This window comes from Rhodanobacter koreensis (genome assembly GCF_054782855.1).
Genome location: NZ_BAAGRR010000002.1, coordinates 1262034 through 1286577 on the forward strand (window position 1 = coordinate 1262034; position 24544 = coordinate 1286577).

Below are 24544 nucleotides of genomic sequence, written 5' to 3' on the forward strand. Positions count from 1 at the left end.
CCCCATGGCTGCCATCTCCTCCGACGCGGCACCGGCCGACGCCGCGCCGCTGAAACCCTTGCAGGGCGGCATGCTGGCCCTGATGACGATCGCCGTCGCGTTCAGCACGTTCATGGAAGTGCTGGACATGACCATCGTCAACGTGGCCGTACCACATATCGCCGGCAGCCTTGCGGTGAGTCCCAGCGAAGGTACCTGGGCGATCAGTTCGTACTCGATGGCCAGCGCGATCATGCAGCCGCTCACCGGCTGGATCGCCAAGCGCTTTGGCGAGGTACGCACCTTCGTGGTCTCGGTCGCGTTGTTCGTGGTGTTTTCGATGCTGTGCGGCCTGGCCACCAGCATGCCGATGCTGGTGGTTGGCCGATTGCTGCAGGGCGCGGGTTCCGGCCCGATGGTGTCATTGGCGCTGGCACTGCTGCTGGCGAACTATCCCAAGAGCAAACAGGGCATCGCACTGGCGTTGTGGGCGATGACCGTGGTGATCGCCCCTGTGCTGGGTCCGATCCTGGGCGGCTGGATCACCGACAATTTCACCTGGCCGTGGATCTTCTACATCAACCTGCCGGTCGGCATCGGCGCCGCCGTGGTCACCTGGTTCCTGCTGCACAAGCGTGAATCGAAGACGGTGAAGGCGCCGATCGACGTGATCGGCCTGGTGCTGCTGGTGGCGGGCATCGGCTGCATGCAGTTCATGCTGGACAACGGCAACGACAACGACTGGTTCGCCTCGCCGATGATACTCACCCTGGGGCTGATCGCACTGGTGAGCCTGAGCTTCCTGGTGGCATGGGAGCTCAATGCAAAGCATCCGGTGATCGATCTCACGCTGTTCAAGCAGCGCAATTTCACCATCGGCGTCAGTGCCATGTCGTTCGGCATGCTGGCGTTCTTCGCCATCAACGTGGTGTCGCCGCTGTGGCTGCAGACTACCCTGGGCTTCACCGCCAGCTGGTCGGGCCTCACCAGTGCCTGGGTCGGCGTGCTCGCCTTCGTGTTGTCGCCGGTGGTCGGCAGCATGCTGGGCAAGTTCGACCTGCGCGCGATGATCACCATGGCTTTCGTGGTACTCGCCGGCACCTCGTTCTGGCTGTCCACCTACGACAGCGGCGCCTCCTACATCAGCATGGTCTGGCCAAGGCTGGTGATGGGTCTGGGCATCCCGCTGTTTTTCATCCCGCTCAACCAGATCTATCTTTCCGGCCTGCCGGCGGATCAGATCGCCAGCGCGTCGGGCCTGGCCAACTTCTTCCGCACGCTCGGCTCCAGCGTCTCCACCGCCCTGACCGTGACGCTGTGGCAGCACCGCACCGAGTTCCACCACGCCTCGCTGACCGAAAACATCACCGCGGCCGCACCCGCGGCGACCGGATTCCTGCAGCAATTGAAAGGCGCCGGACTGGTCGGCCAGCGCGGACTGACCGTGGTCGATCAGCTGATCAGCCGGGAAGCGGCCACGCTGGCGGTCAACGACGTGTTCTGGCTGTGCTCGGTCATCTTCATCTTCATGATCCCGCTACTGTGGCTGGCCAAACCGCCATTCGGCAGCGCCGGTGGCCCGGGTGGCCATTGACCGAATGCTGCAGATTGCTGCAGCCGCCAGGCTGCAGCATGAATACCCGGCCACGACTGGTGCGGCGCAATATCTTCTGCTAGCGTTCGCCGCATGGCACAAACTAAACGCACCATCAAGAAGTATCCGAACCGGCGTCTCTACGACACGGAAATCTCCAGCTACATAACGCTGGAGGAAGTCCGCCAGCTCGTGCTGGACAACGAGGACTTCGAAGTCCGCGATGCCAAGACCGGCGAGGATCTGACCCGTTCGGTCCTGCTGCAGATCATCTCCGAGCACGAGGACAAGGGGCAGCCGATGCTGTCGCCGCAGTTGCTCAGCCAGATCATCCGCTTCTACGGCGACTCCCTGCAGGGCTTCATGGGCCCTTACCTGGAGCGCAGCCTGCAGGTGTTCCTGGACCAGCAGACCCAGTTCCGCAGCCAGCTCAACAGCCTGATGGGCCAGACCCCGTGGAACACGCTCAATGAGATGACCGAGCGCAACATGGCGGCTTTCCAGGCGATGCAGCGCGGGCTGATGGATACCGCAGCCAAGGTGATGCCGACGCCCGGCACCGGCAGTCGCGGCGGCAAAAAGTCCGGCTGATTCCAGCCCGGCAGCGGCACGCACTGACGCGCCGCCCCTACATGGTCGCTGCAGCACAGCACGTGCTGCCTTGCGGCATGAACGAAACCAAGGGTACGAAACCGCATGAGCGAAGTGGCTCCACATCAGCCTGCCCCACGGCGTGTCGCCGTGGTCACCGGCGGCATCGGTGGCCTTGGCACCGCAATCTGCCGCCAACTGGCACAGTCGGGCCGCAAGGTGGTCGCGGTGGATCTGGCTGCACGTGACGAACGTGTTGCGGCATTTCGCCAGGAGCTCGCGGGTTTCGATGGGGCGATTACCTTCGAGGCCGCCGACGTCAGCGACTTCGACAGCTGCCAGCAGCTGACTGCGCGCATCGAACAGCAGCACGGCAGTGTCGACGTGCTGGTCAATGCCGCCGGCATCACCCGTGATGCCAGCCTGCGCAAGATGTCGCCGCAGCAATGGCACGAGCTGATGCGGGTGAACCTCGACGGCGTGTTCAACATGTGCCGCAACGTGGTCGACGGCATGACCACCCGGGGCTTCGGCCGCATCGTCAACATCAGCTCGGTCAACGGCCAGACCGGCCAGTTCGGTCAGACCAACTACTCGGCCGCCAAGGCCGGCGTGCACGGTTTCAGCATGGCGCTGGCACGCGAGACCGCACGCAAGGGCGTCACCGTGAACACGGTATCGCCGGGTTACTGCGACACGCCGATGGTCGCCGCCGTCTCCGCCGAGATCCGCGCGCAGATCATCGCCGACATCCCGGTCGGCCGCCTCGGCGCCCCGGTCGACATTGCACGCGCAGTGAACTTCCTCGCCGACGACGCTGCCGGCTACATCACCGGCGTCAACCTGCCGGTCAACGGCGGCTATTTCATGAGCTTCTGAGCACGGCCTCCCGCAGTCAGCTGCGGCCGGGATTGCAGTCGCGCGCTGCTTGCGGAACAGTGGGCGGACATTCTTTACGGATCGCAGCATGGCGCAGCAACCCATCACCCTTATCGGCGGCGGTCTGGTTGGCGCCTTGCTGGCGCAGCAGCTGGCACAGCACGGTTTTTCCGTCGAGGTCTACGAGAAACGCCCCGACCCCCGGCTGGCTGGCTTTCTAGGTGGTCGATCGATCAATCTGGCACTGGCCGAACGCGGTCTGCAGGCGTTGCGTACGGCCGGGCTGGCCGACGACGTGTTGCGACGTGCGGTGATGATGCGCGGACGCATGGTGCATACCCGCGACGGTGACAGCGGCCTGCAGCGCTATGGCATCGACGACAGCGAAGTGATCTGGTCGGTCTCGCGCGGCGCACTCAACATGCTGCTGCTGGACGCAGCCGAAGCCGCCGGCGTGCAGTTTCATTTCGGCCAGTCGCTGGTAACCGCCGACTTCGACGAACAACGCATCCGCGTGGCCGATGACTCCGGCGTGGAGCGCGACCTTCCGATCGGCCTGCTGATCGGCGCCGACGGCGCCGGCTCGGCCGTGCGTGCGGCGATGAATGCGCACAGCCCGCTGGGCGAACGCATCGACTCGCTCGGCCACGGCTACAAGGAGCTGGAGATTCCGCCAGCCGGCGAACTGCCGCCGGCCGTGCTGCAGCTCAGCGGCGGCCATGACCAGTTCGCACTGGAACCGCACGCATTGCACATCTGGCCACGCGGCGGCCACATGTGCATCGCCCTGCCGAATACCGAGGGCAGTTTCACCGTCACCCTGTTCCTGCCAGCGCAAGGTGCAGCACCGAGTTTCGCCACGCTTCCCGATGCAACCGCTGCAGCTGCATTCTTCAGCGAACAATTCCCGGGATTGTTGCCCCTGATTCCCCGCTTCGCCGAGGACTACGACAATCATCCGGTCGGCACCCTGTCCACGCTGTATCTGGATCGTTGGCACCTGGACGGTCGCGCCTTGCTGATCGGCGATGCCGCCCACGCCATCGTGCCGTTCCACGGCCAGGGCATGAACTGCGGTTTCGAGGACACCGTAGTGCTGGCGAACCTGCTGGCCGCTGCGCCGGACGACAGCGCCGGGGTCTTCGCCGAATTCCAGCGCGTGCGCCAGCCGAACGCGAACGCGATCGCCGCGATGGCGCTGGAAAACTACATCGAGATGCGCGACTCGGTCGCCGACCCGCACTACCTGGCCAAGCGCGAACTCGGTGCCCTGCTGGCCACCCGCATTCCCGCCCACTACATGGCGCGCTACCGCATGGTGACCTTCACCCATCTTCCCTATGCGTATGCGCTGGAACGTGGTCGTGCACAGGATCAGTTGCTGGAGCAGCTGCTGCGCGAGAACCCGAACGTGGCGACAATCGACATCGACGCCGCTGCCCGGCTGTTCCTGACCACGCTGGCCCCGCTACCGGCACTGCGTCATGGATGAAGCACTGCTGGAAGCGTTCCGCTCCACGACCTACCACGTCTGCATCGATACGGTGAACTGGGCAACCCTGCGAATCGACCTGCCGTTGCCAGTCGCGCTTGCCGACGTGGTCGGCATGCACTCGTGGGCTTTCATCACCGCCTGGAATCCACAGGCGCGACGACGCCCGCCGGCTGAGAACCTGGCCGCCCAGCGCGAGCTGCTGGCAGCTCTGCAGGCGCAGCCTGGCGCCGTCGTGCTGCCTGCCATCGGCGTGGGCAGCAGCGGCTGGAGCGAGCCCAGCCTGTTCGCCATCGGTCCGGACGTCAGCACGCTCGACCAGCTGGCCAGGGTGCACAAACAACTGGCTTACGTGCATGGCGAGGCCGCCGGCGCGGCTCTTCTGCGCGTGCTGGACTGAGTCTTCAGCGGCAGTGCGCCGCATGGACAAGCACCCACGGCATTGCGGACAATCGAGGCAATGACTGCCGCAAACACCGTCGTGCCCCTGCTCGAAGCGCGGGCCTTGAGCTTTCTTCGCCAGGACGAACCGGTGTTCGCGCCGCTGGATTTCCAGTTGCACGCAGGCGAACTGGCTCTGGTCGAGGGCGACAACGGCAGCGGCAAGACCACCTTGCTGCGCATCTTGGCTGGCCTGCTGCATGTCGGCGAGGGCGAGCTGCATTGGCGCGGCGAACCACTGCAGCGCGACACCTGCGCCGGCGAGATCCTGTTCCTGGGGCATCAGCTCGGCCTCAAGGTCGATCTCAGCCCACGCGAGAACCTGCAGATCGCCGCCGGCCTGTCCGGTTGCCGCGACGGTGTGAGCGTGGCGACGGCGCTGGGCGAGATCGGCCTGCGCGGCTACGAGGACGAGCCGGTGCGCCGACTGTCCGCCGGCCAGAAGAAGCGCGCCGCACTCGCGCGCCTGCTGCTGTTGCCGGCCACCCTGTGGCTGCTCGACGAGCCCTATGCCAACCTCGACCGCATCGGCATCGTGCTGGTGAATCAATTGCTGGAAACGCATACCGCCACCGGTGGTGCCGCGCTGGTCACCAGCCACGGCGCAGTGAGTTTCCATGGCGGCGAACCGCGGCATATCCGGATGCACGCATGAACCGTCCGGGCCTCCTGACCGCCAGTGCCGCGATGCTGCGGCGCGACCTCACCCTGGCCTGGCGCCGGCGCGGCGACATCGCGATGCCGGTGCTGTACGCGCTGATCGTGACGATGCTGTTCCCGTTTGCACTCGGGCCGGAAGACACCTTGCTGCAGCGGATCGCCGGCGGCGTGGTGCTGGTCACCGTGCTGCTGGCGATGCTGCTGGCGCTGGATGCGATGTTCTCCAGCGATATCGAGGACGGTTCGCTGGAGCAGCTGGTGCTGGCTCCGCAGCCGCTGGCCCTGATGCTGGGCATGAAGATCCTCGCCCACTGGCTCGCCACCGCGCTGCCGCTGATCGTGATCGCGCCGCTGCTGGCCGCGATGCTGCACCTGCCCGGCGCGGTGATTCCGGTGCTGTTGCTGGCATTGCTGCTGGCTACGCCCCTGCTCAGCCTGCTCGGTGCCGTGCTGGTGGCGCTGACGGCCGGTACCCGCCGCTCTGGTATGCTGCTCGCCTTGATGTTGCTGCCGTTGTGCGTGCCGGCCGTGATCTTTGCCGCCGGTGCCGTGGCCGCCGCCCAGCAGGGCCTGCCGTGGCTTGCGCCGATCGCCTGGCTCGGAGCCGCACTGGTACTGGCCGTGGTATTTGCGCCACTGGCCTGCGCGGCAGCCCTTCGTATCGCCCTGGACGCTTGACGACTCACCATGTCTAACTGGATACCGCTCTGGTTGCACAAGCTCGGCTCGCCGCCGACGTTCTACCGCTTCGCCGGCACGCTGCGGCCTTGGGCGATGGGGCTGGCACTGCTGTTCGGCGTTATCGCGTTGTACGGCGGACTGGTGCTGGCCCCGGCCGACTACCAGCAGGGTGATGCCTATCGGATCATCTTCATCCACGTGCCAAGCGCCTGGATGAGCATGTTCATCTATGCCGTGATGGGCGTGGCCGCGTTCATCGCACTGGTATGGCGGATCAAGCTGGCCGAAGTGGTGGCGATGGAATCGGCACCGATCGGCGCGGCGTTCACCTTCATCACCCTGGTCACCGGCTCGCTGTGGGGCAAGCCGATGTGGGGCACCTGGTGGACGTGGGATGCACGGCTTACTTCCGAGCTGGTGTTGCTGTTTCTCTATCTCGGCGTGATCGGGCTGTACCACGCGTTCGAGGATCGTCGCCAGGGTGCGCGCGCCGCCGCTTTCCTGGCGATCATCGGCATCATCAACGTGCCGATCGTGCATTTCTCGGTGAACTGGTGGAACACCCTGCACCAGGGCAGCACGGTCAACATCTTCGGCAAATCGAAGATGACCTGGGACATGCTGTGGCCACTGCTGACGATGATGCTGGCAACCAAGTTCTATTACGCCGCCAGCCTGTTCAACCGCGTGCGCACCGACCTGCTGGCGCTGGAAGGTGGCAAGGACTGGGTGCGTCGCATCGCCGAAGATGAAGCAACCCCATGAGCTCCCTGCAGCACTTACTGGCGATGGGCGGTTATGCCGTCTATGTATGGCCGGCTTATGCCGTGTTCTTCGTCGTGCTGATCGCCGACAGCATCGTGCCCGGCGTGCGGCGCCGTCGTGTGCTGCGCGAACTTCACGCCAGGATGGCACGTCAAAGCGTGCGCCAGAATCGCAATTCTCCTGCCCCGCCGTCGCCCTGACCGGAACGGCCTACGACCATGCCCATGAACCCCACCCGTAAACGCCGGCTCACCATCGTCATCCTGATTGTCGCCGCCGCCGCGCTGGCGGTCGGTCTGGGCGTATACGCGCTGCAGAACAACATGAACTACCTGCTCACGCCTAGCCAGGTGCAATCCGGCCAAGCCACCGACTACAAGACATTCCGCCTCGGCGGCATGGTCAAGGCCGGCTCGATCCAGCGCAGCAGCGATTCGCTCAAGGTCACCTTCACCGTGGTCGATGCCGGCGGCGCGATGCCGGTGGAGTACACCGGCATCCTGCCCGACCTGTTCCGCGACAATCAGTCGGTGATCGCGACTGGCCACATGGACGGCGCGCGCTTTGTCGCCACCGAAGTGCTGGCCAAGCATGACGAGACCTACATGCCGAAAGAGCTGAAGGACGCGATGGCCAAGGCGCACGCGAACAAGAAAGTCGGCGACGAATCCGCGCAGGGCGACATGCCATGACCCCGGAACTCGGCCAGCTCGCGTTGATCCTCGCCCTGCTGCTGGCGCTGGCGCAGGGCATCCTGCCGCTGTTCGGCGCATGGCGTGGCAACCGCGCACTGATGGCCGTGGCGCGTCCCGCCGCAACCGGTCAGGCGGTGTTCGTGGCGCTCGCGTTCGGCATCCTGGTGTGGGCGTTCGTGCATTTCGATTTCTCGGTGCAGTACGTGGCCGACAACTCGAACCTGGCGTTGCCCTGGTACTACCGCATCGCCGCGGTGTGGGGCGCGCATGAGGGTTCGCTGCTGCTGTGGATCTTCATCCTCAACGTGTGGACGGTGGCGCTGGCCGCGTTCAGCCAGAAACTGCCGGAAGTGTTCGCTGCGCGCGTGCTGGCGGTGATGGGGCTGATCGCGGTGGGCTTCCTCGCCTTCATCATCTTCACCTCGAATCCGTTCGGGAGGCTGCTGCCGATGCCGGGCGACGGCGCCGATCTGAACCCTGTGCTGCAGGATCCCGGCATGACGTTCCATCCGCCGGTGCTGTACACCGGTTACGTCGGCTTCTCGGTGGCGTTCGCATTCTCGATCGCCGCCCTGCTCGGTGGCGGGCTGGAACAGGCCTGGGTGCGCTGGGCGCGGCCGTGGACGAATATCGCCTGGGCCTTCCTCACCCTCGGCATCGTCGCCGGCAGCTGGTGGGCGTACGCGGAGCTGGGCTGGGGCGGCTGGTGGTTCTGGGATCCGGTGGAAAACGCCAGCTTCATGCCATGGCTGGTCGGCGCGGCACTGATCCACGCGCAGGCGATCACCGAGAAGCGCGGCGGCCTGCGCGCATGGACGATTCTGCTGTCGATCTTCGCGTTCTCGTTGAGCCTGCTCGGCACCTTCCTGGTACGTTCGGGTGTGCTCACTTCGGTGCATGCATTCGCCTCCGATCCGCGCCGCGGCGTCTTCATCCTGGCATTCCTGACCATCGTGGTCGGCGGCTCGCTGCTGCTGTATGCGCTGCGCGCGCCGAAGGTGGCCAGCGGCAAGCCGTTCAAGCTGGTCTCGCGCGAGACCGTGTTGCTGATCGGCAACCTGCTGTTCACGGTGGCCGCGGCGATGGTGCTGCTCGGCACGCTGTTTCCGCTGGTCGGCGATGCGCTGAACCTGGGCCGGATCTCGGTCGGGCCGCCCTACTTCGGCTTCCTGTTTCCGCTGCTGATGCTGCCGGTGGTCCTGTTGCTGCCGTTCGGGCCGTTCCTGCGCTGGGGCAAGGGCGACACGACTGTGCTCAAACAGATCCTGCTGCGCGTCTGCATCGCCGCCGCCGCATGCGCCATCGCGGCTTCGTTCTTTGTCGACGGCCAGTTGAAGGCAATCGCCGGCGTGGCCGCTGCGGTATGGATCGTCGTGGGTGTCCTGCTGTATGCCTACAAGCGCTGGCGCGAGATGCCGCGTGGCCGGCGTTATCCGGCCGAAATGGCCGGCATGCTGCTGGCGCATCTGGGCGTGGGCGTGTTCGTCGCCGGCGTGCTGCTGTCCGAATCGCTCAGCGTGACCAGCGATGTACGGATGGCGCCCGGGCAGACCGAGCACATCGGCAGCTACGATTTCCGTTTCGACGGCGTGCACCGCGCCACCGGACCGAACTGGCGCGCCGACCAGGGCGTGGTCACGGTGACCCGCGATGGTCGCCAGCTCGCCGTGATGCATCCGCAGAAACGCACCTACCTGCGCGGCCAGGTGCAGACCGAGTCGGCGGTGGACGCCGGCATCTTCCGCGACCTGTACGTGGCGCTGGGCGAACCGATGGACGCCAACAAGATCGAGGATGCCTGGTCGCTGCGGCTCTACTACAAGCCGTTCATCCGCTGGATCTGGGGTGGTGGCCTGCTGATGATGCTGGGTGGCTTCACCTGCGCCGCAGACAGGCGTTTCCGGCTCAAACGCGCCGTCGCCGAAACCGCCAGCGAAAGCCTGCCGTTGCAGGAAACGTCTGCATGAACCGCCTGTTTCCCTTCATCGGTTTCATGCTGCTGGTGGCGCTGTTCGGCTTCGGTATCTGGTGGAATTCCAGTCACGATCCGAACGCGATCCCGACGCCGCTGCTGAACAAGCCGGCACCGGCATTCGCGCTGCCCAAGCTGTACGAACCGACACAGACGGTCAGCAAGGCGGACCTGCTGGGCAAACCCTACCTGCTCAACGTGTTCGCCAGCTGGTGCATCGAATGCGGCGCGGAGCATCCGGTACTGGAGGCTGAAGGTCCGAGTCTTGGCGTGCAACTGGTCGGCTACAACTACAAGGACGCATCGGCCGATGCCAAACGCTGGCTGGCCGAACATGGCAATCCGTACAACGTGCTGATTGCCGACGAACCGGGCAACACCGCGATCGACTTCGGCGTGTACGGCGCACCGGAAAGTTTCCTGATCGATGGCAAGGGCGTGATCCGTTACAAGCATATCGGTCCGCTCACGCCTGACGTGGTCGCGAACGAGCTGAAGCCGGCGATTGCAGCCCTGTCGCGTGAGACTTTGCCATGAGGCACGTACTTCGGCATGTCCTGCTGCTGGTCCTGCTGGCACTGACGGGCGTGATTCACGCGCAGGCGATCGAGCCGATGCCGTTCGCCGATCACGCGCAGGAACTGCGCTTCCAGCACCTGACCCAGCAGCTGCGCTGCCCGATGTGCCAGAACGAGACGCTGGCCGATTCCAACGCGCCAATTGCACGCGACCTGCGCAACCAGATTTTCCAGCTGATGCAGCAGGGCAAGAGTGACGACGAGATCAAGCAGTATCTGGTCGCCCGCTATTCCGATTACGTGCTGTACGACCCGCCGCTGAAACCCGGCACCTGGCTGCTGTGGTTCGGCCCGCTGCTGATCCTGTGCGGCGGCGCCGGCGTGGTGGTGGCCGCGATCCGCAAGCGCGGCCGTGACGGGAGCGCCACCCATGCAACATCTGACCGCATGCCGCCTGACAACGAACCGGCCGACAACGGGGACGACTGGTGAAGATCATGTTTTTCATCGCCGCCGCAGTGATGATCGCTGCGGCACTGGCCGCCTTGCTGCTGCCACTGGTGCGCCAAGGCCGCAAGTCGGGACGCTCGCGCGGCGTGTTCGCACTGACGCTCGCGATCGCCTTCGTGCTGCCGCTGAGCGCGGGTGCGCTGTACCTGCTGGTGGGTACGCCGGCCGCGCTGAATGGCGTCTCCGCCGAGGCCGAACAGCCGCTCACCCTGTCGCAGGCCATCGATGAACTGCGCGCCCATCTGGCCCAGCAGCCGGGCGATGTGCAGGGCTGGATGCTGCTGGCACAGACCAGCACCATGCAGCGCGATCCGGCAGCAGCGCGCGACGCCTACGACCATGTGCTGAAGCTCGCCCCCAACAACGCCGACGCGATGGTGGGCTGGGCCGAAAACGATTCGACGCTGCGCACTGACCACATGATCGAGGGTCGCGCGCTGGAACTGCTCGAGCATGCGGTGCAGTTGCAGCCGGACAGCCAGCGCGGCCTGTGGTTGCTCGGCATCAGCGACTTCCAGCATGGTCAGTATCGGGAAGCAGCCGCCACCTGGCGCGTGCTGCAGCCTCAGCTGGAACCCGGATCGAAGGTGGCCCAGGCCGTCGCGCAACAGATTGCCGTTGCCGATGCACGCGCTGGTGGTGCACCCGCTGATGCCTCGAGCAGTGCGTCCGCGACCATCGCGCACGGCGCCTCGCTGCAGGTACAGGTCTCGCTGGCTCCTGCCCTGCAAGGCAAGGTCGTCGCGGGCGACACCCTGTTCGTTTATGCTCGCTCGGAGAATGGCCCGCCGATGCCGCTGGCCGTCGCCAGACTCGACGCCAGCCAGTTACCGGCCAACGTCACCCTCACCGACGCGATGGCGATGATGCCGGCGATGAAACTGTCGTCGGTCCCGCGCGTCTTCGTCGGCGCGCGGATCAGCCACAGCGGCCAGCCGATCGCCCAGTCTGGCGATCTCGAAGGCGACGCCGGCGTCGTGGCGGTAGACAGCAAGACCCCGATCAAGATCAGCATCGACAAGGTGCATTGATGAGCCACGACGCGCGCCGTTATTTCAGCCTGCCCTCACCGTTTCCGATGAAGCGGGGCGGCGAGCTGCATGGCGCGCACGTCGCCTATGAAACCTGGGGCACGTTGAACGCCGCGCGCGACAACGCCGTGCTGGTGCTGACCGGCCTCTCGCCCAGCGCACACATGGCTTCCTGCGCGGAAGATCCCGGTGCCGGCTGGTGGGAAGACATGGCCGGTCCCGGCAAGGCGATCGACACCGCACGCTGGTTCGTGATCTGCGTGAATTCGCTGGGCAGCGACAAGGGCTCGACCTGCCCCGCTTCGATCGATCCGGCTACCGGCGAAGCCTATCGACTGACGTTTCCCGAGCTGGCGCTGGAAGACGTTGCCAACGCTGCGCACGCCGCCGTCAGCAGTCTCGGCATCACGCAGCTGGCCTGCCTGATCGGCTGCTCGATGGGTGGCATGAGTGCGCTGGCCTACATGCTGCTGCACCCCGGCAGCGTGCGCGCACATATCAGCGTGGATACCGCACCGCAGGCACAGCCCTTCGCCATCGCCATCCGCTCGCTGCAACGCGAGGCGATCCGGCTCGATCCGCAGTTCAACGACGGCCAATACGACATCCATGCTGAGCATGGAGGAGCCTATCCCGATCTGGGCATGAGCATCGCGCGCAAGCTTGGCGTGATCACCTATCGCTCGGCGATGGAATGGAACGGCCGCTTCGCGCGCATCCGGCTCGATCCGGAGCAGCGCGACGAGAATCCGTTCGGGCGCGAGTTCCAGGTCGAGTCCTATCTTGAAGGCCACGCACAACGCTTCGTGCGCAACTTCGACCCCAACAGTTATCTGTACCTGTCGCGCGCCAGTGACTGGTTCGACATCGCCGAATACGGCCACGGCAGCGTGCTGGAAGGACTCAAGCGCATCCGCATCGAGCAGGCCATGGTGATCGGCGTAAGCACCGACATCCTGTTTCCGCTCGAACAGCAGGAGCAGATCGCCGAAGGCCTTGAAGCCGCCGGCGCCACGGTTGAATTCGTGGCACTGGATTCGCCGCAGGGCCACGACGCCTTTCTGGTCGACATCGACAACTACAGCCGGGCGATCGGCGGCTTCCTGGCTCGACTGGCGGTTCGCTGAACGACAGCGGGCATGACGGCCGGGGAACCTGGCGGCCGCGGGAGACTTGACCGCCGCACTGGTAAGATAGCCCGCATCACGCACCACCCGAGACCATCATGCTCACCCTGGATTTCCCCGGCAGCCGTACCCTGATCGACGCGATCGACGCCGCCGTGGCCAAGCCGACCACCCACGAACTCACCGACAGCCTGCGCAACAGCCTGTGCAAGCTGATCCGCGACAATGCCGTAAAGCTCCCCGACTGCGTCTTCGAGCCCTGCGCTGAACACTACGCCCGCCGCGAGCTGTACCGCAGCGACGAGCACGGTTATTGCGTGGTGGCGATGACCTGGGGACCGGGCCAGGGCACGCCGATTCACGACCATGACGGCATGTGGTGCGTCGAGGGTGTATGGAACGGCGCGCTGGAGATCGTCCAGTACGAATTGCTGGAACATGATGCCCAGCGCTACTGCTTCCAGGCAGTCGGCTCGATCCAGGCCGGTGCGGGTTCGGCTGGCAGTCTGATACCGCCGCACGAATATCACAGCATCCGCAACCCCAGCGACAACACCGTCACTGTCAGCCTGCACATCTACTCCGGTCCGATGACCCGCTGCTCGGTATTCCAGCCGCTGCCGGAAGATCGCTGGTACGGTCGCGACGTGCGCCAGCTGGGTCTCGACCGCGTGCACTGAACCCGGCATAATGCGCAGCCCATGTGCCGGTGTGGCGGAATGGTAGACGCGGCGGACTCAAAATCCGCTGGCAGCGATGTCGTGTAGGTTCGAGTCCTATCACCGGTACCAAGGGGCAGATTCAGGCAGCCCAAGCACAACCCAGCGAATACCCAAGCCCGCGTAACCGCGGGCTTTTTCGTGCCTGAAGATGGCCTGCGGGGTCATCCGAACCGGTGGAGCGCCTTGCCTCAATGCCGTTTTGGCGCATGGTGCGTCACCACTTGACACCGGTGTCAATAGTACCCAAGCTGGATGACAGTTCTATTGCGGGGGAGCGCGATGGACGTGGCAATCGGCCATCTGGATCGATCGGAAGGGGCTCCGGCGTCGCCGTTTCTTGCGGCGGATGTCGGCGGAACGCACGCGCGTATCGCGATGTTGCGGGCCACGCGGGATGCGGGGCGCGAAGTCGAAGTGCTCGCCTATCGCAAGTTCGTGTGCGCCGACTTCCCGGGGCTGGCGGAGCTGCTGCAGGCGTTTGTCGATGCCGACGCGCAGGCTCCGGTGCGGCACTGCGTGCTCGCGTGTGCCGGGCAGGTCATGGGCGACGAGGTCGCGAACGACAACCTTGCGTGGCCGATCCATCTTGCGCAGCTGCGTCGGGCGCTCAGCCTGGACGACATTGCCGTACTCAACGACTTCGAGGCGCTGGGCTACGCGCTCGACGGCCCCCTCGCCCACAGCGGTCGCCATTTGTGCGGCCCCGATACTCCTGCCGAAGGCCCGACCCTGGTAATCGGCCCGGGCACCGGCCTCGGCGCAGCGGCGCATGTGCCCGGCTCCGCAGGCGGTTTCGTGCTGACGACGGAAGCCGGACAGATGGATTTCGCGCCGAACTCGATTCGCGAGCGAGAAATCCTCGCGCACCTGGCGCCGCATGGCGGTTACGTGGAGTTCGAACGCATCGTGTCGGGCCCCGGCCTGCTGACCGTGTACTCGACCCTGTGCGCGTTGCATGGAGAAACGCCGAAACTCGCAACACCCGAAGCGGTGACCGCTGCGGCGGCCGCATGCAGCGACGTGCACGCCGTGGAAGCCGTGGATGTTTTCTGCGCATCGCTGGGCAGCCTTGCCGGCAACCTCGCGCTGGCCTTCATGGCCACCGGCGGCGTGTATCTGGCGGGTGGCTTCCTGTCGTCCATGTTCGCGCTGCTCCAACGCAGCGCTTTCGAAGAACGGTTCCTGCACGGGCGCAGCGCGCGCGTGCTGCTGTCGCAGGTTCCGGTGCGTGTGACGGAACACGGTCGCCATGGCGTGCTGGGGGCGGCCCGGTGGTATCTCCGGCGCGGCGTGCCTGGCGAAGCCGCGGCGCGTCATGCCGTGGCAGGCGGAACGACCGCATGAGCCACGACATGGCATCGAAGCTTTTCCGGCACATGGACGCCTGCCTTGCATCACGACGGCGCGCGAAGCGCGCAGGCACTGCTGAACTACACGCGTCTTGGAACACCGCGGAGCACCTGAGGTTCGACAGGCACCCACAACGAGGTTAACGCCCATGCCCACCGTACATCGCAAGCATCCCTTGTCATTTGCCATCACCATGTCGCTGTTCGCCGTCGTGTCGACGTCGGCCACAGCATCGCCGTTCGCCGATGCCCAAACGGCCAGCCCGGCAGCGCAGGCCACCGCGGCGCAAACCGCGCCAGCGACATCGTCGCCCGACGCCAAGAAAACCAACGCCAAGGCCAATGGCACCGGCGCGGAGAAGAACGCGGTCACGCTGTCGACCGTCAGCGTCTCCGGCGTGCGGGCGTCGCAGATGCGTGCGATCGACCTGAAGCGCGAAGCACCGAACATCCAGGACAGCATCACGGCGGAAAACATCGGCGCGTTGCCCGACGTGACCATCACCGATTCCCTGCAGCGCGTCACCGGCGTGCAGATCAATCGCGATGCCGGCGTCGGCACCTCGGTGGACGTGCGCGGACTGCCGCAGGTCGGCACCATGTTGAACGGCGAAGTGTTCATCACGGCGGACCAGATCGACTCGCAGCAACCGGACTTCACCATGCTGCCGTCCACGCTGTTCCACGGCGTGGACGTGGTCAAGTCGACCACGGCCAACGAGACCGACGGCGGCATCAGCGGCGCCATCGACCTGCACACCTATCGCCCATGGGATCTGCCCAGCGGATTCACCTACAGCTATTCCGCCGATGGGGAACGCGGCACCACCACCAGCCACCTGGGACCCGAGGCGAACGGCCTCGTCTCGTTCAACGACGATGGCCACTGGGGTCTGCTGGTATCGGCGGATTTCTCCAACACCACGCGGATGAACTCGACCGAGGGCCTCGACCAGTACGGCGTGGTGCTGAACGGCGAGAACGCGGCCAGCGCGGGCGGCTACAACGGCTTCCTGACCCCGTGGAACGGCGCGCCCATCCCGTCGCAGATCCACCAGAACGCCGACGGCAGCGTGGACGTCAATGGCGACGGCAAGTCCAACGGCGTCTTCATGGGCAGCCAGGACATCAGCATCTACGACACCACCACCCAGCGCAAGCGCAAGTCCGGCAATGCCTCGTTCCAGGCGGATCTCGGCAACGGCTTCAGCCTGACCAGCGACTACTTTTACTCGCAGCAGCGCGAGTACGACCGCAACGTCGGCATCCAGTTCAACTCGACCAACTGGCAGGGTGCCACCTACGTGCCGCTGCAATCGCGCAATACCGGCAGCCCCGTCGCCGGAGCCTATGGCACGCCCGATCCGGACTGGAGCGGCATGCAGATGTACACCACGCAGGTGTACGAGAAGTGGCCGGGCGACGTGGAATCGTTCTCGCAGATCACGCAGAAGAGTTCCAACGCGAAGAACTTCAATCTCCAACTGGATTTCGACAACGGCGGCCCGTTCACAGGCAGCCTGCGCGGCGTGCACGACACGGCGTTCCAGTCGAACGTCGAAACCGATCTCAACATTTCCGACTCCGACGGTGCACTGTGGCCCAACGTGTTGAATGACGGTGTCTCCCTGCCGGCCGGCACCATGGTCTACCCGTCGCAACTGGGCGGCGACCGCGTGTTCAACGCCAACGGTGTTCCCCAGAACACGATACCGATCATCGCGGACTTCGGTGGCCGCTACCTCACGGTCAGCATGCCAGCCTCGCTGGCCGCTGACTTCGCCAATCCCAACGGCTGGACGATGAAGACGCTGGAATCTTCCGGCGACTACGACCGCCAGGTAGACCTCAACGCGCTGCGTTTCGACGGCAAGTACGACTTCCAGGACGGCATCCAGCTCGAATTCGGCGTGCGCGACAGCATCCGCAGCGCGGAAAACAACGGCTGGACCCTGGAAACGCCGGTCTATGCGGGCATGGGGGCCACTGATCCGAACGGATGCCTGGTGCGTTACGTGGGAGCCGACGTGGTCATGGACAGCGGCTCATGCACCGCGGGCAACGCGGAGGGTTACTACCGCGCGGGGCCACTGTCCGCCATATCGATGCCGAAAACCGCCGCGCCGCTGGCCGGCAACTGGAGGGAATACACCAACCTGCTCGGCTCGGGCATCAACTTCTGGGCGGTCAATCCCTCCGCCATGATCAATCCCGTCGCGTACTGGAAGTCGCTCTACCCCGATACCGTCGAGGTGGGCGAACCGGGAACCACCTGGAACGTGGGGCTGAAGGAGTTGTCCGGCTACATGCAAGCGGACTTCAAAGGCAGCCTCGGCGACATGCCATACAGCGGCAACGTCGGCGTGCGCGTGATCCGCACCAATCTGGACGTCACCCAGCAGCTTAGCGGCGCCCCGGGTTCGTACGGCGACGAACCTGCCGACGTAGGCGCCGCCATCACCAAGCGCAGTTACCAGGACGTCCTGCCGTCGGCCAACTTCTCACTGGACTTGACCGACGACCTGAAGTTCCGACTGGCCTATTCCAAGAACATGATGCCGCTCGACCTCAGCACCTGGGGTGGTGGCCTGCAGCTGAACTACTCGCTGGCGGAGACGCCGCAGGGACCGATCTTCCGCGTCGCGGACGGCACATCAACGGGCAACCCGAACCTCAACCCGTGGCGCTCCACCAACTATGGGGCATCGCTGGAGTACTACATCAACCCCACCAGCATGCTCAGCCTCGCACTGTTCCGCATCAACATGGAGAGCTTCATCAAGAACGGCAGCGTGACCAACTGCACCCTGCCCGACGAGGATGGCGTGGTCCGCGACCACTGCATCGTGATCACCGAGCCGGTGCAGGGCACCGGCAACAGCATCCAGGGCGCCGAGTTCGACTACCGCCAGGGCTTCACCTTCCTGCCCGGCATCCTGTCCAAGACGGGCATGGAGGTGAACGCCACCTACGCACCCAGCAACTCGGGCGAAAGGGATCTGGCCGGCAACAAGATCCCGTTCCAGGACAACTCGACCCGGTCCGGCAACTTCATCCTGTGGTACCAGGACGACCGCTTCCAGGCACGCCTCGCGTACAACTACCGTTCGCGACGCGCGGTGATGGACAGCGTGGGCGGCATCACGGGCATGGAGATGTACGAGGCGCCGCAGAAGTACCTCGACGCGTCGATCTCGTACAAGCTCAACAAGTACGCCGAAGTGTTCGTGGACGGCACCAACCTCACCAACGAGTACCAGCGATACTACCTCGTGTGGTCCGACCAGCCGGCGCACTCGAATTTCTCCGAGCGCATGTTCATGGTCGGCATACGCGGGCAGTGGTGAGCGGAGCGGCGACCGGAGCAGCCCCTCCTGCATCGGTCTTGGCAGGTGACGTGAAGGTATTTTGCTCGTCATTCCGGCTTTCGCCGGAATGACGACAAGAACGGAACATTCCCATCGTGCACGCAACCTATAACGACAAGGCAACCATGCAGGATTCCAGCGCGCCCCAGCCCGTCCGCGACAACGGCTTCCACCGTTCCATCGGCCTGTTCTCGGGCACCGCGATCAACATGACCCAGATGTGCGGCATCGGGCCATTCATCACCATCCCGATCATGGTCGCCGTCATGGGCGGGCCGCAGGCGGTGATCGGCTGGATCGCCGGCGCCATCCTGGCGATGGCCGACGGCCTGGTCTGGGCCGAACTCGGCGCGGCCATGCCGGGTTCCGGTGGCACTTATGTCTACCTGCGCGAAGCGTTCCAGTACCGCACCGGCAAGCTGATGCCGTTCCTGTTCATCTGGACGATGCTGCTGGCGATTCCCCTGCTGATGTCCACCGGCATCATCGGCATGGTGGAGTACCTGGGGTTCTTCTTCCCCGACCTCGGCTGGTGGCCGGTGCACTTCATCGGCCTGGCGTCGACCGCCTTCGTCACCTGGCTGCTGTACCGGCGGATCGAATCGGTTCGCGCGATCACCATCGCGCTGTGGGTGATCATGCTGGTTTCCGTCGTCGGCGTGGCGGCGGCCGGCTTCTCGCATTTCAACGCGGCCTACGCCTTCGCCTACCCGACCGGCGCGTTCGGCAGCCACTTCTTCGTGGGGCTGGGCGCGGGGCTGGTCATCGGCATCTACGACTACCTCGGCTACAACACCACCGCCTACATCGGCGACGAGCTGCGCAATCCGGGAAAGACCATGCCCGGCTCGATCATCATCTCGGTGATCGCGATGATGTTCGTCTATCTCCTGCTCAACATCAGCGTGCTGGGCGTGGCGCCGTGGCAGGAAATCGCCCAGTCGAAATCCGTGGCTTCGCTGGTGGTGGAGCGCAGCTGGGGGCATGCGGCGGCGGCCGTCATGACCGTGCTCATCATCGTGACCGCGTTCGCCTCGGTGTTCACCGGCCTGCTGGGCGGTTCGCGCGTGCCGTTCCAGGCGGCGCACGAAAAGGTGTTCCTGTCCGTGTTCGGGCGCCTGCACGCAAGACTCGGCTTTCCGCACGTGGCTCTGCTCACGATGGGCGTGGTGACGGCGATCGGCACGTTCTTCGACCTCACCGAGGTCATCAACATGCTGCTGGCCGCAACCATCATCGTGCAGTCGGTGGCGCAGATCGCCGCGCTGGTGGTGTTGCGCAGGCGCCAGCCGGATCTCGAACGCCCGTACAAGCAGTGGCTTTACCCGGTCCCCTGCGTGATCGCGCTGCTGGGCTGGATGTACGTCTACGTGTCCGCGTCCACCTTGTCGCTGATCCTGTCCGGCGTGTGGATACTCACCGGCCTCGTGGTGTTTGCGATCTGGGCCAGGGCCAACCGGTCGTGGCCGTTCGCGCCCGTCGAAGTACATGAAACTTATCTCGGGGAGCACTGACGCCATGCGCATTCCGCTCAAACGCACGTACCCGATGCTGGTTGCGCTGGCGCTGGCGACACCGTTCGCCCATGCCCAGACGACCTACGCCCCCACGCAGGTCACCGGCGAAGCCGGCTCCATCACCGCCATCGGCCACTGGCAGATCCAGGACAGCGCGAAGGCGCAGCAAGGCGGCGGCGAAATCTCCGCGAGCGGCTACTCCACCAAGGGCTGGTACCCCGTCAGCGGCCGCGCGACGGTCATGGCCGGCTTGCTGGAAAACGGCGTGTACAAGGACGTGTTCCACAGCGACAACCTGCGTGCGGTGGAGGTGCCCGACTCCAGCGGCGAACTGTTCGTGACGCCGTGGTGGTACCGCGGCGAGTTCACGCTGCCGGCCGGCGCGAAAGGCCTGCACACCCTGCTGCGCAGCAACGGCATCATCGCCAGCGCCGATGTGTGGGTGAACGGTCACCAGGTCGCCGAGCATGCCGCCGTCGCCGGCGCCTACCCCGTCCACGAACTCGATGTGACGCCTTGGGCGCACGTGGGCTCCAACACCATCGCCCTGCGCGTGCATCCGGCCGACCCGCGCATGGCATTGACGACGAGCTGGGTGGACTGGAACCCCACGCCGCCGGACAACAACATGGGCCCGTGGCGCGGCGTGGACATCGTGCAGACCGGCCCGGTCGAGCTGCGCTGGCCGCAGGTGAGCTCGTCGCTGTCGACCGATCTCTCGCATGCCGACCTGGGCGTGAAGGTGGAGGCGAGGAACCTCGACAAGGTAGCGCACGACGCGACGATCGCCGGCACGGTGGCCGGCGTCCCGCTGCAACAGACCATCCATCTCGCCCCCGGACAGACGCAGGTGGTTGCGTTCACGCCGAAGACCACACCGGGCCTCGCACTGGATCACCCGAAGATCTGGTGGCCGGTCGGCATGGGCGCGCATCCGCTGTACCAGCTCGACATGACAGCTGCGGTCGATGGCGCGACTTCCGACAAGGCCAGCACCACGTTCGGCATACGCAGCGTCAGTTCCAGCCTCACCAAGCAGGGTTATCGCCAGTTCTTCGTCAACGGCAAGCCGGTGCTGATCCGTGGTGTGGGCTGGGCGCCGGACATGTTCCTGCGTGACGACCCCGCGCGCATGGACGCCGAGTTCGGCTACGTGCTCAACCTCGGCCTCAACACCATCCGCAGCGAGGGCAAGCTGGAAAACCAGCGCTTCTACGACCTGGCCGACCGCGACGGCATCCTGATACTTGCGGGCTGGGAGTGCTGCGACAAATGGGAGTCGGCCGCCAGGACCGGCGGCGAACCGTGGAATGCCGCCGACATGAAAGTGGCCGAGGACTCGATGGCCAGCGAAGCACGGCTGCTGCGCAACCATCCCTCGGTGATCGGCTTCCTGATCGGCAGCGACAATGCGCCGCCGCCGGCCATCGCGAAGATGTACGTCGATACGCTGCACGCTGCGGACTGGCCGTTGCCGATCGTCTCGGCGGCCTCCGACCAGGCGACTGCCGAAACCGGACCCTCCGGCATGAAGATGGCCGGGCCGTACGACTGGATTCCACCCGCCTACTGGTACGCCGACAAGCTGGGCGGCGCGTTCGGCTTCGACTCCGAGGTCAGCGCGGGCGCCACCATTCCGCGACTGGAAGACCTGCAGCGCATGCTGTCGCCGCAGGAGCAGGAGGCGCTGTGGAAGTACCCGAACCTGCGGCAGTACCACGCCTCCGCCGCCTGGTCGCCGTTCGCCGTGCTGACGCCGTTCGACAACGCGCTGGCCCACCGCTACGGCGCACCCACCGATCTTGCCGACTATGTCGCCAAGGCCCAGCTCGACAACTACGACAACGTGCGTGCGCAGTTCGAGGCGTTCAACGCGCACATGGATGCGGCGAATCCATCGACCGGCGTGATCTACTGGATGCTCAACAACGCGTGGCCCTCGTTGCACTGGCACCTGTACGACTGGTACATGAATCCGGCCGGCGCCTATTTCGGCGCCAAGAAGGCGAACGAGCCGGTACACATCCAGTATTCGTACGACTCGAACGCCATCGTGCTGGTCAACCACACGCTGGCCGATGCACACGGCCTGCAGGCGAGCATCCGCGTGCGCAACCTGGATGGCAGCGTGCGCTACGAGAAACACCTGCAAGGCATCGATCTCGCGGGGAACCACACGCGACCACTGGCGACGCTGCCAGCCATCGCCAGCCTGCCGCACGCGTACTTCATCGAGCTCGACCTCGCATCGACCGATGGCAAGCCGCTCAGCCGCAACGTCTATTGGCTCCCTGCCCAACCTGACAAGCTCGACTGGGACCATTCGAACTGGTATCTCACGCCGGTGACGCAATACGCGGATCTCACCGCATTGAAGTCCTTGCCGGCCGCGACGAGCGACGTTCACGCAGCGACTCGGCATGAAGGCAACGAGGATGTCACCACGGTCACGCTGTCGGTACCCGCATCGTCCAGGGCAGTGGCCTTGTTCCAGCACGTGTCGATCAGGCGCGGCGCGCACGGCAACCTCGCATTGCCTGTCCTGTGGAACGACAATGACGTCACGCTGTGGCCCGGCGAGTCGATTATCTTGATCGCACGCTACGCATCCCGGGGAACCGCGGCGCCGGTAGTCGAAGTGAGCGGGTGGAACGTTTCAACCCGATACATTCCGGCCGCTGCCGGAAACCCGACCGACGCCACGCAGGGAAAAATTCATTGAATCCGGACAGGCTTCCATGGCACACGTGACCATCAACGATGTCGCCCGTGCCTCGGGCACCTCGAAAAAGACCGTGTCGCGGGTGCTCAACAACGAGCCGAACGTGCGCGACACCGTGCGCGAACGCGTGCTGTCCGCCATTGCGGAACTCAATTACCGGCGGCTCACCTCGGCGCGCAGCCTGGCGACCAACCGCTCCTTCATGATCGGCCTGCTGTACGACAACCTGTCGCCCAGCTACATCATGGAAGTCCAGGCCGGCGTGCTGGAGGCGTGCGAGGCGCAGCACTACAGCATGATGGTGCAGCCACTGGTCTCGACGGCAGCGGACTTCGTCGAGCACGTCGAGGACATCCTGTCGCGGCACCGACCGGACGGGCTGATCCTCACGCCGCCGATCACCGACCACCCGCAGCTGCTGGATCACCTGCGCAAGAACGACCTGCCGTTTGCCTCCATCGCGCCGCTGCGCCCCGAGGACTGCATCGGCGTGATGCTGCGCGAGCGCGAAGCCGCCGCGGCGATGGTGGAGCATCTGGTGGCGCTGGGCCATCGCCGAATCGCCCACATCATCGGCGACCCCAAGCACGGCGGCGGCGTCTGGCGCCTCGCCGGTTTCCGCGACGGCATGAAGCGCGCCGGGCTGAAGGAAAACCCCGCGTACATGGTGCAGGGTCGGTTCTCCTTCGATTCGGGCGTGGCGGCCACACGCCAGTTGCTGGCGCTGAAGCAGCGCCCCACCGCCATCTTTGCGGCCGACGACGACATGGCGGTCGGCGCGATCTGGGCGGCCTCCGAGGCCGGGGTATCGGTTCCCGGCGAGATCTCCATCTGCGGCTTCGACGACACCACGATCGCAACGCAGGTATGGCCGCCGTTGACCACCATCCACCAGCCCGTGCGCGAGATGGGCCGGCTCGCCACCGAAGAACTGCTGCTTCGCGTGCAGGAGAAAGGAGATGCCAGGATGGTCGAGGTCGGCTACGAAATGCGCATCCGCGCCTCCACCGCGCCGGCGCCCTGAAGCGGGCGCTATCCTGCCATCCACGCCACCGAACCCGGGGAGAGTATCCACATGCCTGTCGCACCAGAAGCCAACACCCCGCCGCGGAAATTCCACTTCATCTCCGGGTTGCCACGCTCTGGCACCACGCTGCTGGCTGCCATCCTCAACCAGAACCCGCGCTTCCGCGCCGGCATGACCAGCCCGCTGGCCGACATCATGGGCGTGGTGATCGCGGAGGCGAGCAGCAAGAACGATTTCTCGTTCGACGTTTCCGACGAACAACGCGTCGCGCTGTTGCGTGGCCTGGTCGAGAATTTCTACTCGGTGCAGGCAGCCTCCGACGTGGTGTTCGACACCAGCCGGCTGTGGTGCAGCAGGATGCAGCTGCTGAGCACGCTGTTCGCGGAGGTGAAGGTCATCGCGTGCGTGCGCCCGCTGGCGTGGGTGCTGGACAGCATGGAACGGCTGGTGCGCAGGCAGCCGGTCAGCGTCAGCAAGGTGTTCCGCTTCGACACCAACACCACGGTGTATTCGCGCATCGAGGCACTGACCGATCCACGCGGCATGGTGGGCTTCGCCTTCCAGGCCACCAAGGACGCGTTCTACGGCCCGCATGCGCAGGATCACCTGCTGATGCTGACCTACGACAACCTGGTGCACGATCCGGCCACGGCCATGCGCGCCGTCTACACGTTCCTCGGCGAACCCTGGTTCGAGCACGACTTCGACAACATCGAATACCACGCGGACGAGTTCGATGCCCGCGTGGGCATGCCTGGCCTGCATACCGTGCGCCGCAAGGTGCAGGCCATCGAACGCCAGCCCGTCATCCCGCGCGACATCTTCGGCCGCTTCGCGAACGAGGCGTTCTGGCTGGACCCGAAGAACAACGTCAACCAGGTGCCCATCGTGTAAGTGGGGTTGT

At 65.3% G+C, this 24544-nt stretch carries 22 protein-coding genes and 1 tRNA gene; all 23 read left to right on the plus strand.

Going from position 1 to position 24544, the window contains the following annotated elements:
* Positions 1 to 4: 4 nt before the first annotated feature.
* Positions 5 to 1573, plus strand: a complete 1569-nt coding sequence (locus ACYVKM_RS11580; RefSeq protein WP_460877735.1) for a DHA2 family efflux MFS transporter permease subunit — start codon at positions 5 to 7, stop codon at positions 1571 to 1573.
* A gap of 93 nt (positions 1574 to 1666) precedes the next feature.
* On the plus strand, positions 1667 to 2164 hold the full coding sequence (gene phaR / locus ACYVKM_RS11585) for a polyhydroxyalkanoate synthesis repressor PhaR (RefSeq protein ID WP_460877736.1): 498 nt from the start codon (positions 1667 to 1669) through the stop codon (positions 2162 to 2164).
* Positions 2165 to 2269: 105 nt separating this feature from the next.
* Positions 2270 to 3043, plus strand: a complete 774-nt coding sequence (phbB, locus tag ACYVKM_RS11590) for an acetoacetyl-CoA reductase (protein ID WP_460877737.1) — start codon at positions 2270 to 2272, stop codon at positions 3041 to 3043.
* An 88-nt stretch (positions 3044 to 3131) separates the two neighbouring features.
* Complete coding sequence (locus tag ACYVKM_RS11595; RefSeq protein ID WP_460877738.1) at positions 3132 to 4535, plus strand: FAD-dependent oxidoreductase; 1404 nt, start codon at positions 3132 to 3134, stop codon at positions 4533 to 4535.
* A complete protein-coding gene (locus ACYVKM_RS11600) occupies positions 4528 to 4935 on the plus strand; it encodes a DUF3293 domain-containing protein (protein WP_460877739.1) in 408 nt (135 codons plus the stop codon). The genes ACYVKM_RS11595 and ACYVKM_RS11600 overlap by 8 nt, the downstream gene beginning before the upstream one ends.
* A 60-nt stretch (positions 4936 to 4995) precedes the next feature.
* The gene (gene ccmA / locus ACYVKM_RS11605; RefSeq protein ID WP_460877740.1) at positions 4996 to 5631 is read left to right on the plus strand and encodes a cytochrome c biogenesis heme-transporting ATPase CcmA; all 636 of its coding nucleotides are present in this window, start codon (positions 4996 to 4998) and stop codon (positions 5629 to 5631) included.
* On the plus strand, positions 5628 to 6314 hold the full coding sequence (ccmB, locus tag ACYVKM_RS11610; RefSeq protein WP_460877741.1) for a heme exporter protein CcmB: 687 nt from the start codon (positions 5628 to 5630) through the stop codon (positions 6312 to 6314). The genes ccmA and ccmB overlap by 4 nt, the downstream gene beginning before the upstream one ends.
* 9 nt (positions 6315 to 6323) lie before the next feature.
* Positions 6324 to 7082, plus strand: coding sequence for a heme ABC transporter permease (locus tag ACYVKM_RS11615; protein ID WP_460877742.1), 759 nt, complete (start codon positions 6324 to 6326; stop codon positions 7080 to 7082).
* A complete protein-coding gene (gene ccmD / locus ACYVKM_RS11620) occupies positions 7079 to 7282 on the plus strand; it encodes a heme exporter protein CcmD (RefSeq protein WP_460877743.1) in 204 nt (67 codons plus the stop codon). Before ACYVKM_RS11615 ends, ccmD begins: the two co-directional genes overlap by 4 nt.
* Positions 7283 to 7306: 24 nt before the next feature.
* Positions 7307 to 7774, plus strand: coding sequence for a cytochrome c maturation protein CcmE (gene ccmE / locus ACYVKM_RS11625; RefSeq protein WP_460877744.1), 468 nt, complete (start codon positions 7307 to 7309; stop codon positions 7772 to 7774).
* Positions 7771 to 9744, plus strand: coding sequence for a heme lyase CcmF/NrfE family subunit (locus ACYVKM_RS11630; RefSeq protein WP_460877745.1), 1974 nt, complete (start codon positions 7771 to 7773; stop codon positions 9742 to 9744). The genes ccmE and ACYVKM_RS11630 overlap by 4 nt, the downstream gene beginning before the upstream one ends.
* Complete coding sequence (locus ACYVKM_RS11635) at positions 9741 to 10286, plus strand: DsbE family thiol:disulfide interchange protein (protein WP_460877746.1); 546 nt, start codon at positions 9741 to 9743, stop codon at positions 10284 to 10286. The genes ACYVKM_RS11630 and ACYVKM_RS11635 overlap by 4 nt, the downstream gene beginning before the upstream one ends.
* Positions 10283 to 10759 (plus strand): cytochrome c-type biogenesis protein, encoded by a 477-nt coding sequence (locus ACYVKM_RS11640; RefSeq protein ID WP_460877747.1) that lies wholly within the window; start codon positions 10283 to 10285, stop codon positions 10757 to 10759. The genes ACYVKM_RS11635 and ACYVKM_RS11640 overlap by 4 nt, the downstream gene beginning before the upstream one ends.
* Positions 10756 to 11808, plus strand: a complete 1053-nt coding sequence (locus ACYVKM_RS11645) for a tetratricopeptide repeat protein (protein ID WP_460877748.1) — start codon at positions 10756 to 10758, stop codon at positions 11806 to 11808. Before ACYVKM_RS11640 ends, ACYVKM_RS11645 begins: the two co-directional genes overlap by 4 nt.
* Positions 11808 to 12935, plus strand: coding sequence for a homoserine O-acetyltransferase MetX (gene metX / locus ACYVKM_RS11650; RefSeq protein WP_460877749.1), 1128 nt, complete (start codon positions 11808 to 11810; stop codon positions 12933 to 12935). The genes ACYVKM_RS11645 and metX overlap by 1 nt, the downstream gene beginning before the upstream one ends.
* A 98-nt stretch (positions 12936 to 13033) precedes the next feature.
* Positions 13034 to 13615 (plus strand): cysteine dioxygenase family protein, encoded by a 582-nt coding sequence (locus ACYVKM_RS11655; RefSeq protein ID WP_460877750.1) that lies wholly within the window; start codon positions 13034 to 13036, stop codon positions 13613 to 13615.
* Positions 13616 to 13640: 25 nt separating this feature from the next.
* Positions 13641 to 13726: transfer RNA gene (locus ACYVKM_RS11660), tRNA-Leu, on the plus strand.
* A gap of 210 nt (positions 13727 to 13936) precedes the next feature.
* Entirely contained in the window at positions 13937 to 15001 is a 1065-nt protein-coding gene (locus tag ACYVKM_RS11665; RefSeq protein WP_460877751.1) for a glucokinase, read from the plus strand.
* Between the two features lie 154 nt (positions 15002 to 15155).
* Positions 15156 to 18353 carry a TonB-dependent receptor gene (locus ACYVKM_RS11670; protein WP_460877752.1) on the plus strand — a complete coding sequence of 1066 codons (3198 nt, stop codon included), beginning with the start codon at positions 15156 to 15158 and terminating at the stop codon, positions 18351 to 18353.
* A gap of 116 nt (positions 18354 to 18469) precedes the next feature.
* Complete coding sequence (locus ACYVKM_RS11675; RefSeq protein WP_460877753.1) at positions 18470 to 19888, plus strand: APC family permease; 1419 nt, start codon at positions 18470 to 18472, stop codon at positions 19886 to 19888.
* A 4-nt stretch (positions 19889 to 19892) separates the two neighbouring features.
* On the plus strand, positions 19893 to 22613 hold the full coding sequence (locus ACYVKM_RS11680; RefSeq protein ID WP_460877754.1) for a glycoside hydrolase family 2 protein: 2721 nt from the start codon (positions 19893 to 19895) through the stop codon (positions 22611 to 22613).
* Positions 22614 to 22629: 16 nt separating this feature from the next.
* Positions 22630 to 23637, plus strand: coding sequence for a LacI family DNA-binding transcriptional regulator (locus tag ACYVKM_RS11685; RefSeq protein ID WP_460877755.1), 1008 nt, complete (start codon positions 22630 to 22632; stop codon positions 23635 to 23637).
* Positions 23638 to 23688: 51 nt separating this feature from the next.
* A complete protein-coding gene (locus ACYVKM_RS11690) occupies positions 23689 to 24534 on the plus strand; it encodes a sulfotransferase family protein (protein ID WP_460877756.1) in 846 nt (281 codons plus the stop codon).
* Positions 24535 to 24544 lie beyond the last annotated feature (10 nt).

Excerpts from the sequence above, each read along its gene's own strand:
- ACYVKM_RS11580 (WP_460877735.1), top strand. The coding sequence starts at position 5 with ATGGCTGCCATCTCCTCCGACGCGGCACCGGCCGACGCCGCGCCGCTG.
- phaR (WP_460877736.1), top strand. The coding sequence starts at position 1,667 with ATGGCACAAACTAAACGCACCATCAAGAAGTATCCGAACCGGCGTCTC.
- phbB (WP_460877737.1), top strand. The coding sequence starts at position 2,270 with ATGAGCGAAGTGGCTCCACATCAGCCTGCCCCACGGCGTGTCGCCGTG.
- ACYVKM_RS11595 (WP_460877738.1), top strand. The coding sequence starts at position 3,132 with ATGGCGCAGCAACCCATCACCCTTATCGGCGGCGGTCTGGTTGGCGCC.
- ACYVKM_RS11600 (WP_460877739.1), top strand. The coding sequence starts at position 4,528 with ATGGATGAAGCACTGCTGGAAGCGTTCCGCTCCACGACCTACCACGTC.
- ccmA (WP_460877740.1), top strand. The coding sequence starts at position 4,996 with ATGACTGCCGCAAACACCGTCGTGCCCCTGCTCGAAGCGCGGGCCTTG.
- ccmB (WP_460877741.1), top strand. The coding sequence starts at position 5,628 with ATGAACCGTCCGGGCCTCCTGACCGCCAGTGCCGCGATGCTGCGGCGC.
- ACYVKM_RS11615 (WP_460877742.1), top strand. The coding sequence starts at position 6,324 with ATGTCTAACTGGATACCGCTCTGGTTGCACAAGCTCGGCTCGCCGCCG.
- ccmD (WP_460877743.1), top strand. The coding sequence starts at position 7,079 with ATGAGCTCCCTGCAGCACTTACTGGCGATGGGCGGTTATGCCGTCTAT.
- ccmE (WP_460877744.1), top strand. The coding sequence starts at position 7,307 with ATGAACCCCACCCGTAAACGCCGGCTCACCATCGTCATCCTGATTGTC.
- ACYVKM_RS11630 (WP_460877745.1), top strand. The coding sequence starts at position 7,771 with ATGACCCCGGAACTCGGCCAGCTCGCGTTGATCCTCGCCCTGCTGCTG.
- ACYVKM_RS11635 (WP_460877746.1), top strand. The coding sequence starts at position 9,741 with ATGAACCGCCTGTTTCCCTTCATCGGTTTCATGCTGCTGGTGGCGCTG.
- ACYVKM_RS11640 (WP_460877747.1), top strand. The coding sequence starts at position 10,283 with ATGAGGCACGTACTTCGGCATGTCCTGCTGCTGGTCCTGCTGGCACTG.
- metX (WP_460877749.1), top strand. The coding sequence starts at position 11,808 with ATGAGCCACGACGCGCGCCGTTATTTCAGCCTGCCCTCACCGTTTCCG.
- ACYVKM_RS11655 (WP_460877750.1), top strand. The coding sequence starts at position 13,034 with ATGCTCACCCTGGATTTCCCCGGCAGCCGTACCCTGATCGACGCGATC.
- ACYVKM_RS11665 (WP_460877751.1), top strand. The coding sequence starts at position 13,937 with ATGGACGTGGCAATCGGCCATCTGGATCGATCGGAAGGGGCTCCGGCG.
- ACYVKM_RS11670 (WP_460877752.1), top strand. The coding sequence starts at position 15,156 with ATGCCCACCGTACATCGCAAGCATCCCTTGTCATTTGCCATCACCATG.
- ACYVKM_RS11680 (WP_460877754.1), top strand. The coding sequence starts at position 19,893 with ATGCGCATTCCGCTCAAACGCACGTACCCGATGCTGGTTGCGCTGGCG.
- ACYVKM_RS11685 (WP_460877755.1), top strand. The coding sequence starts at position 22,630 with ATGGCACACGTGACCATCAACGATGTCGCCCGTGCCTCGGGCACCTCG.
- ACYVKM_RS11690 (WP_460877756.1), top strand. The coding sequence starts at position 23,689 with ATGCCTGTCGCACCAGAAGCCAACACCCCGCCGCGGAAATTCCACTTC.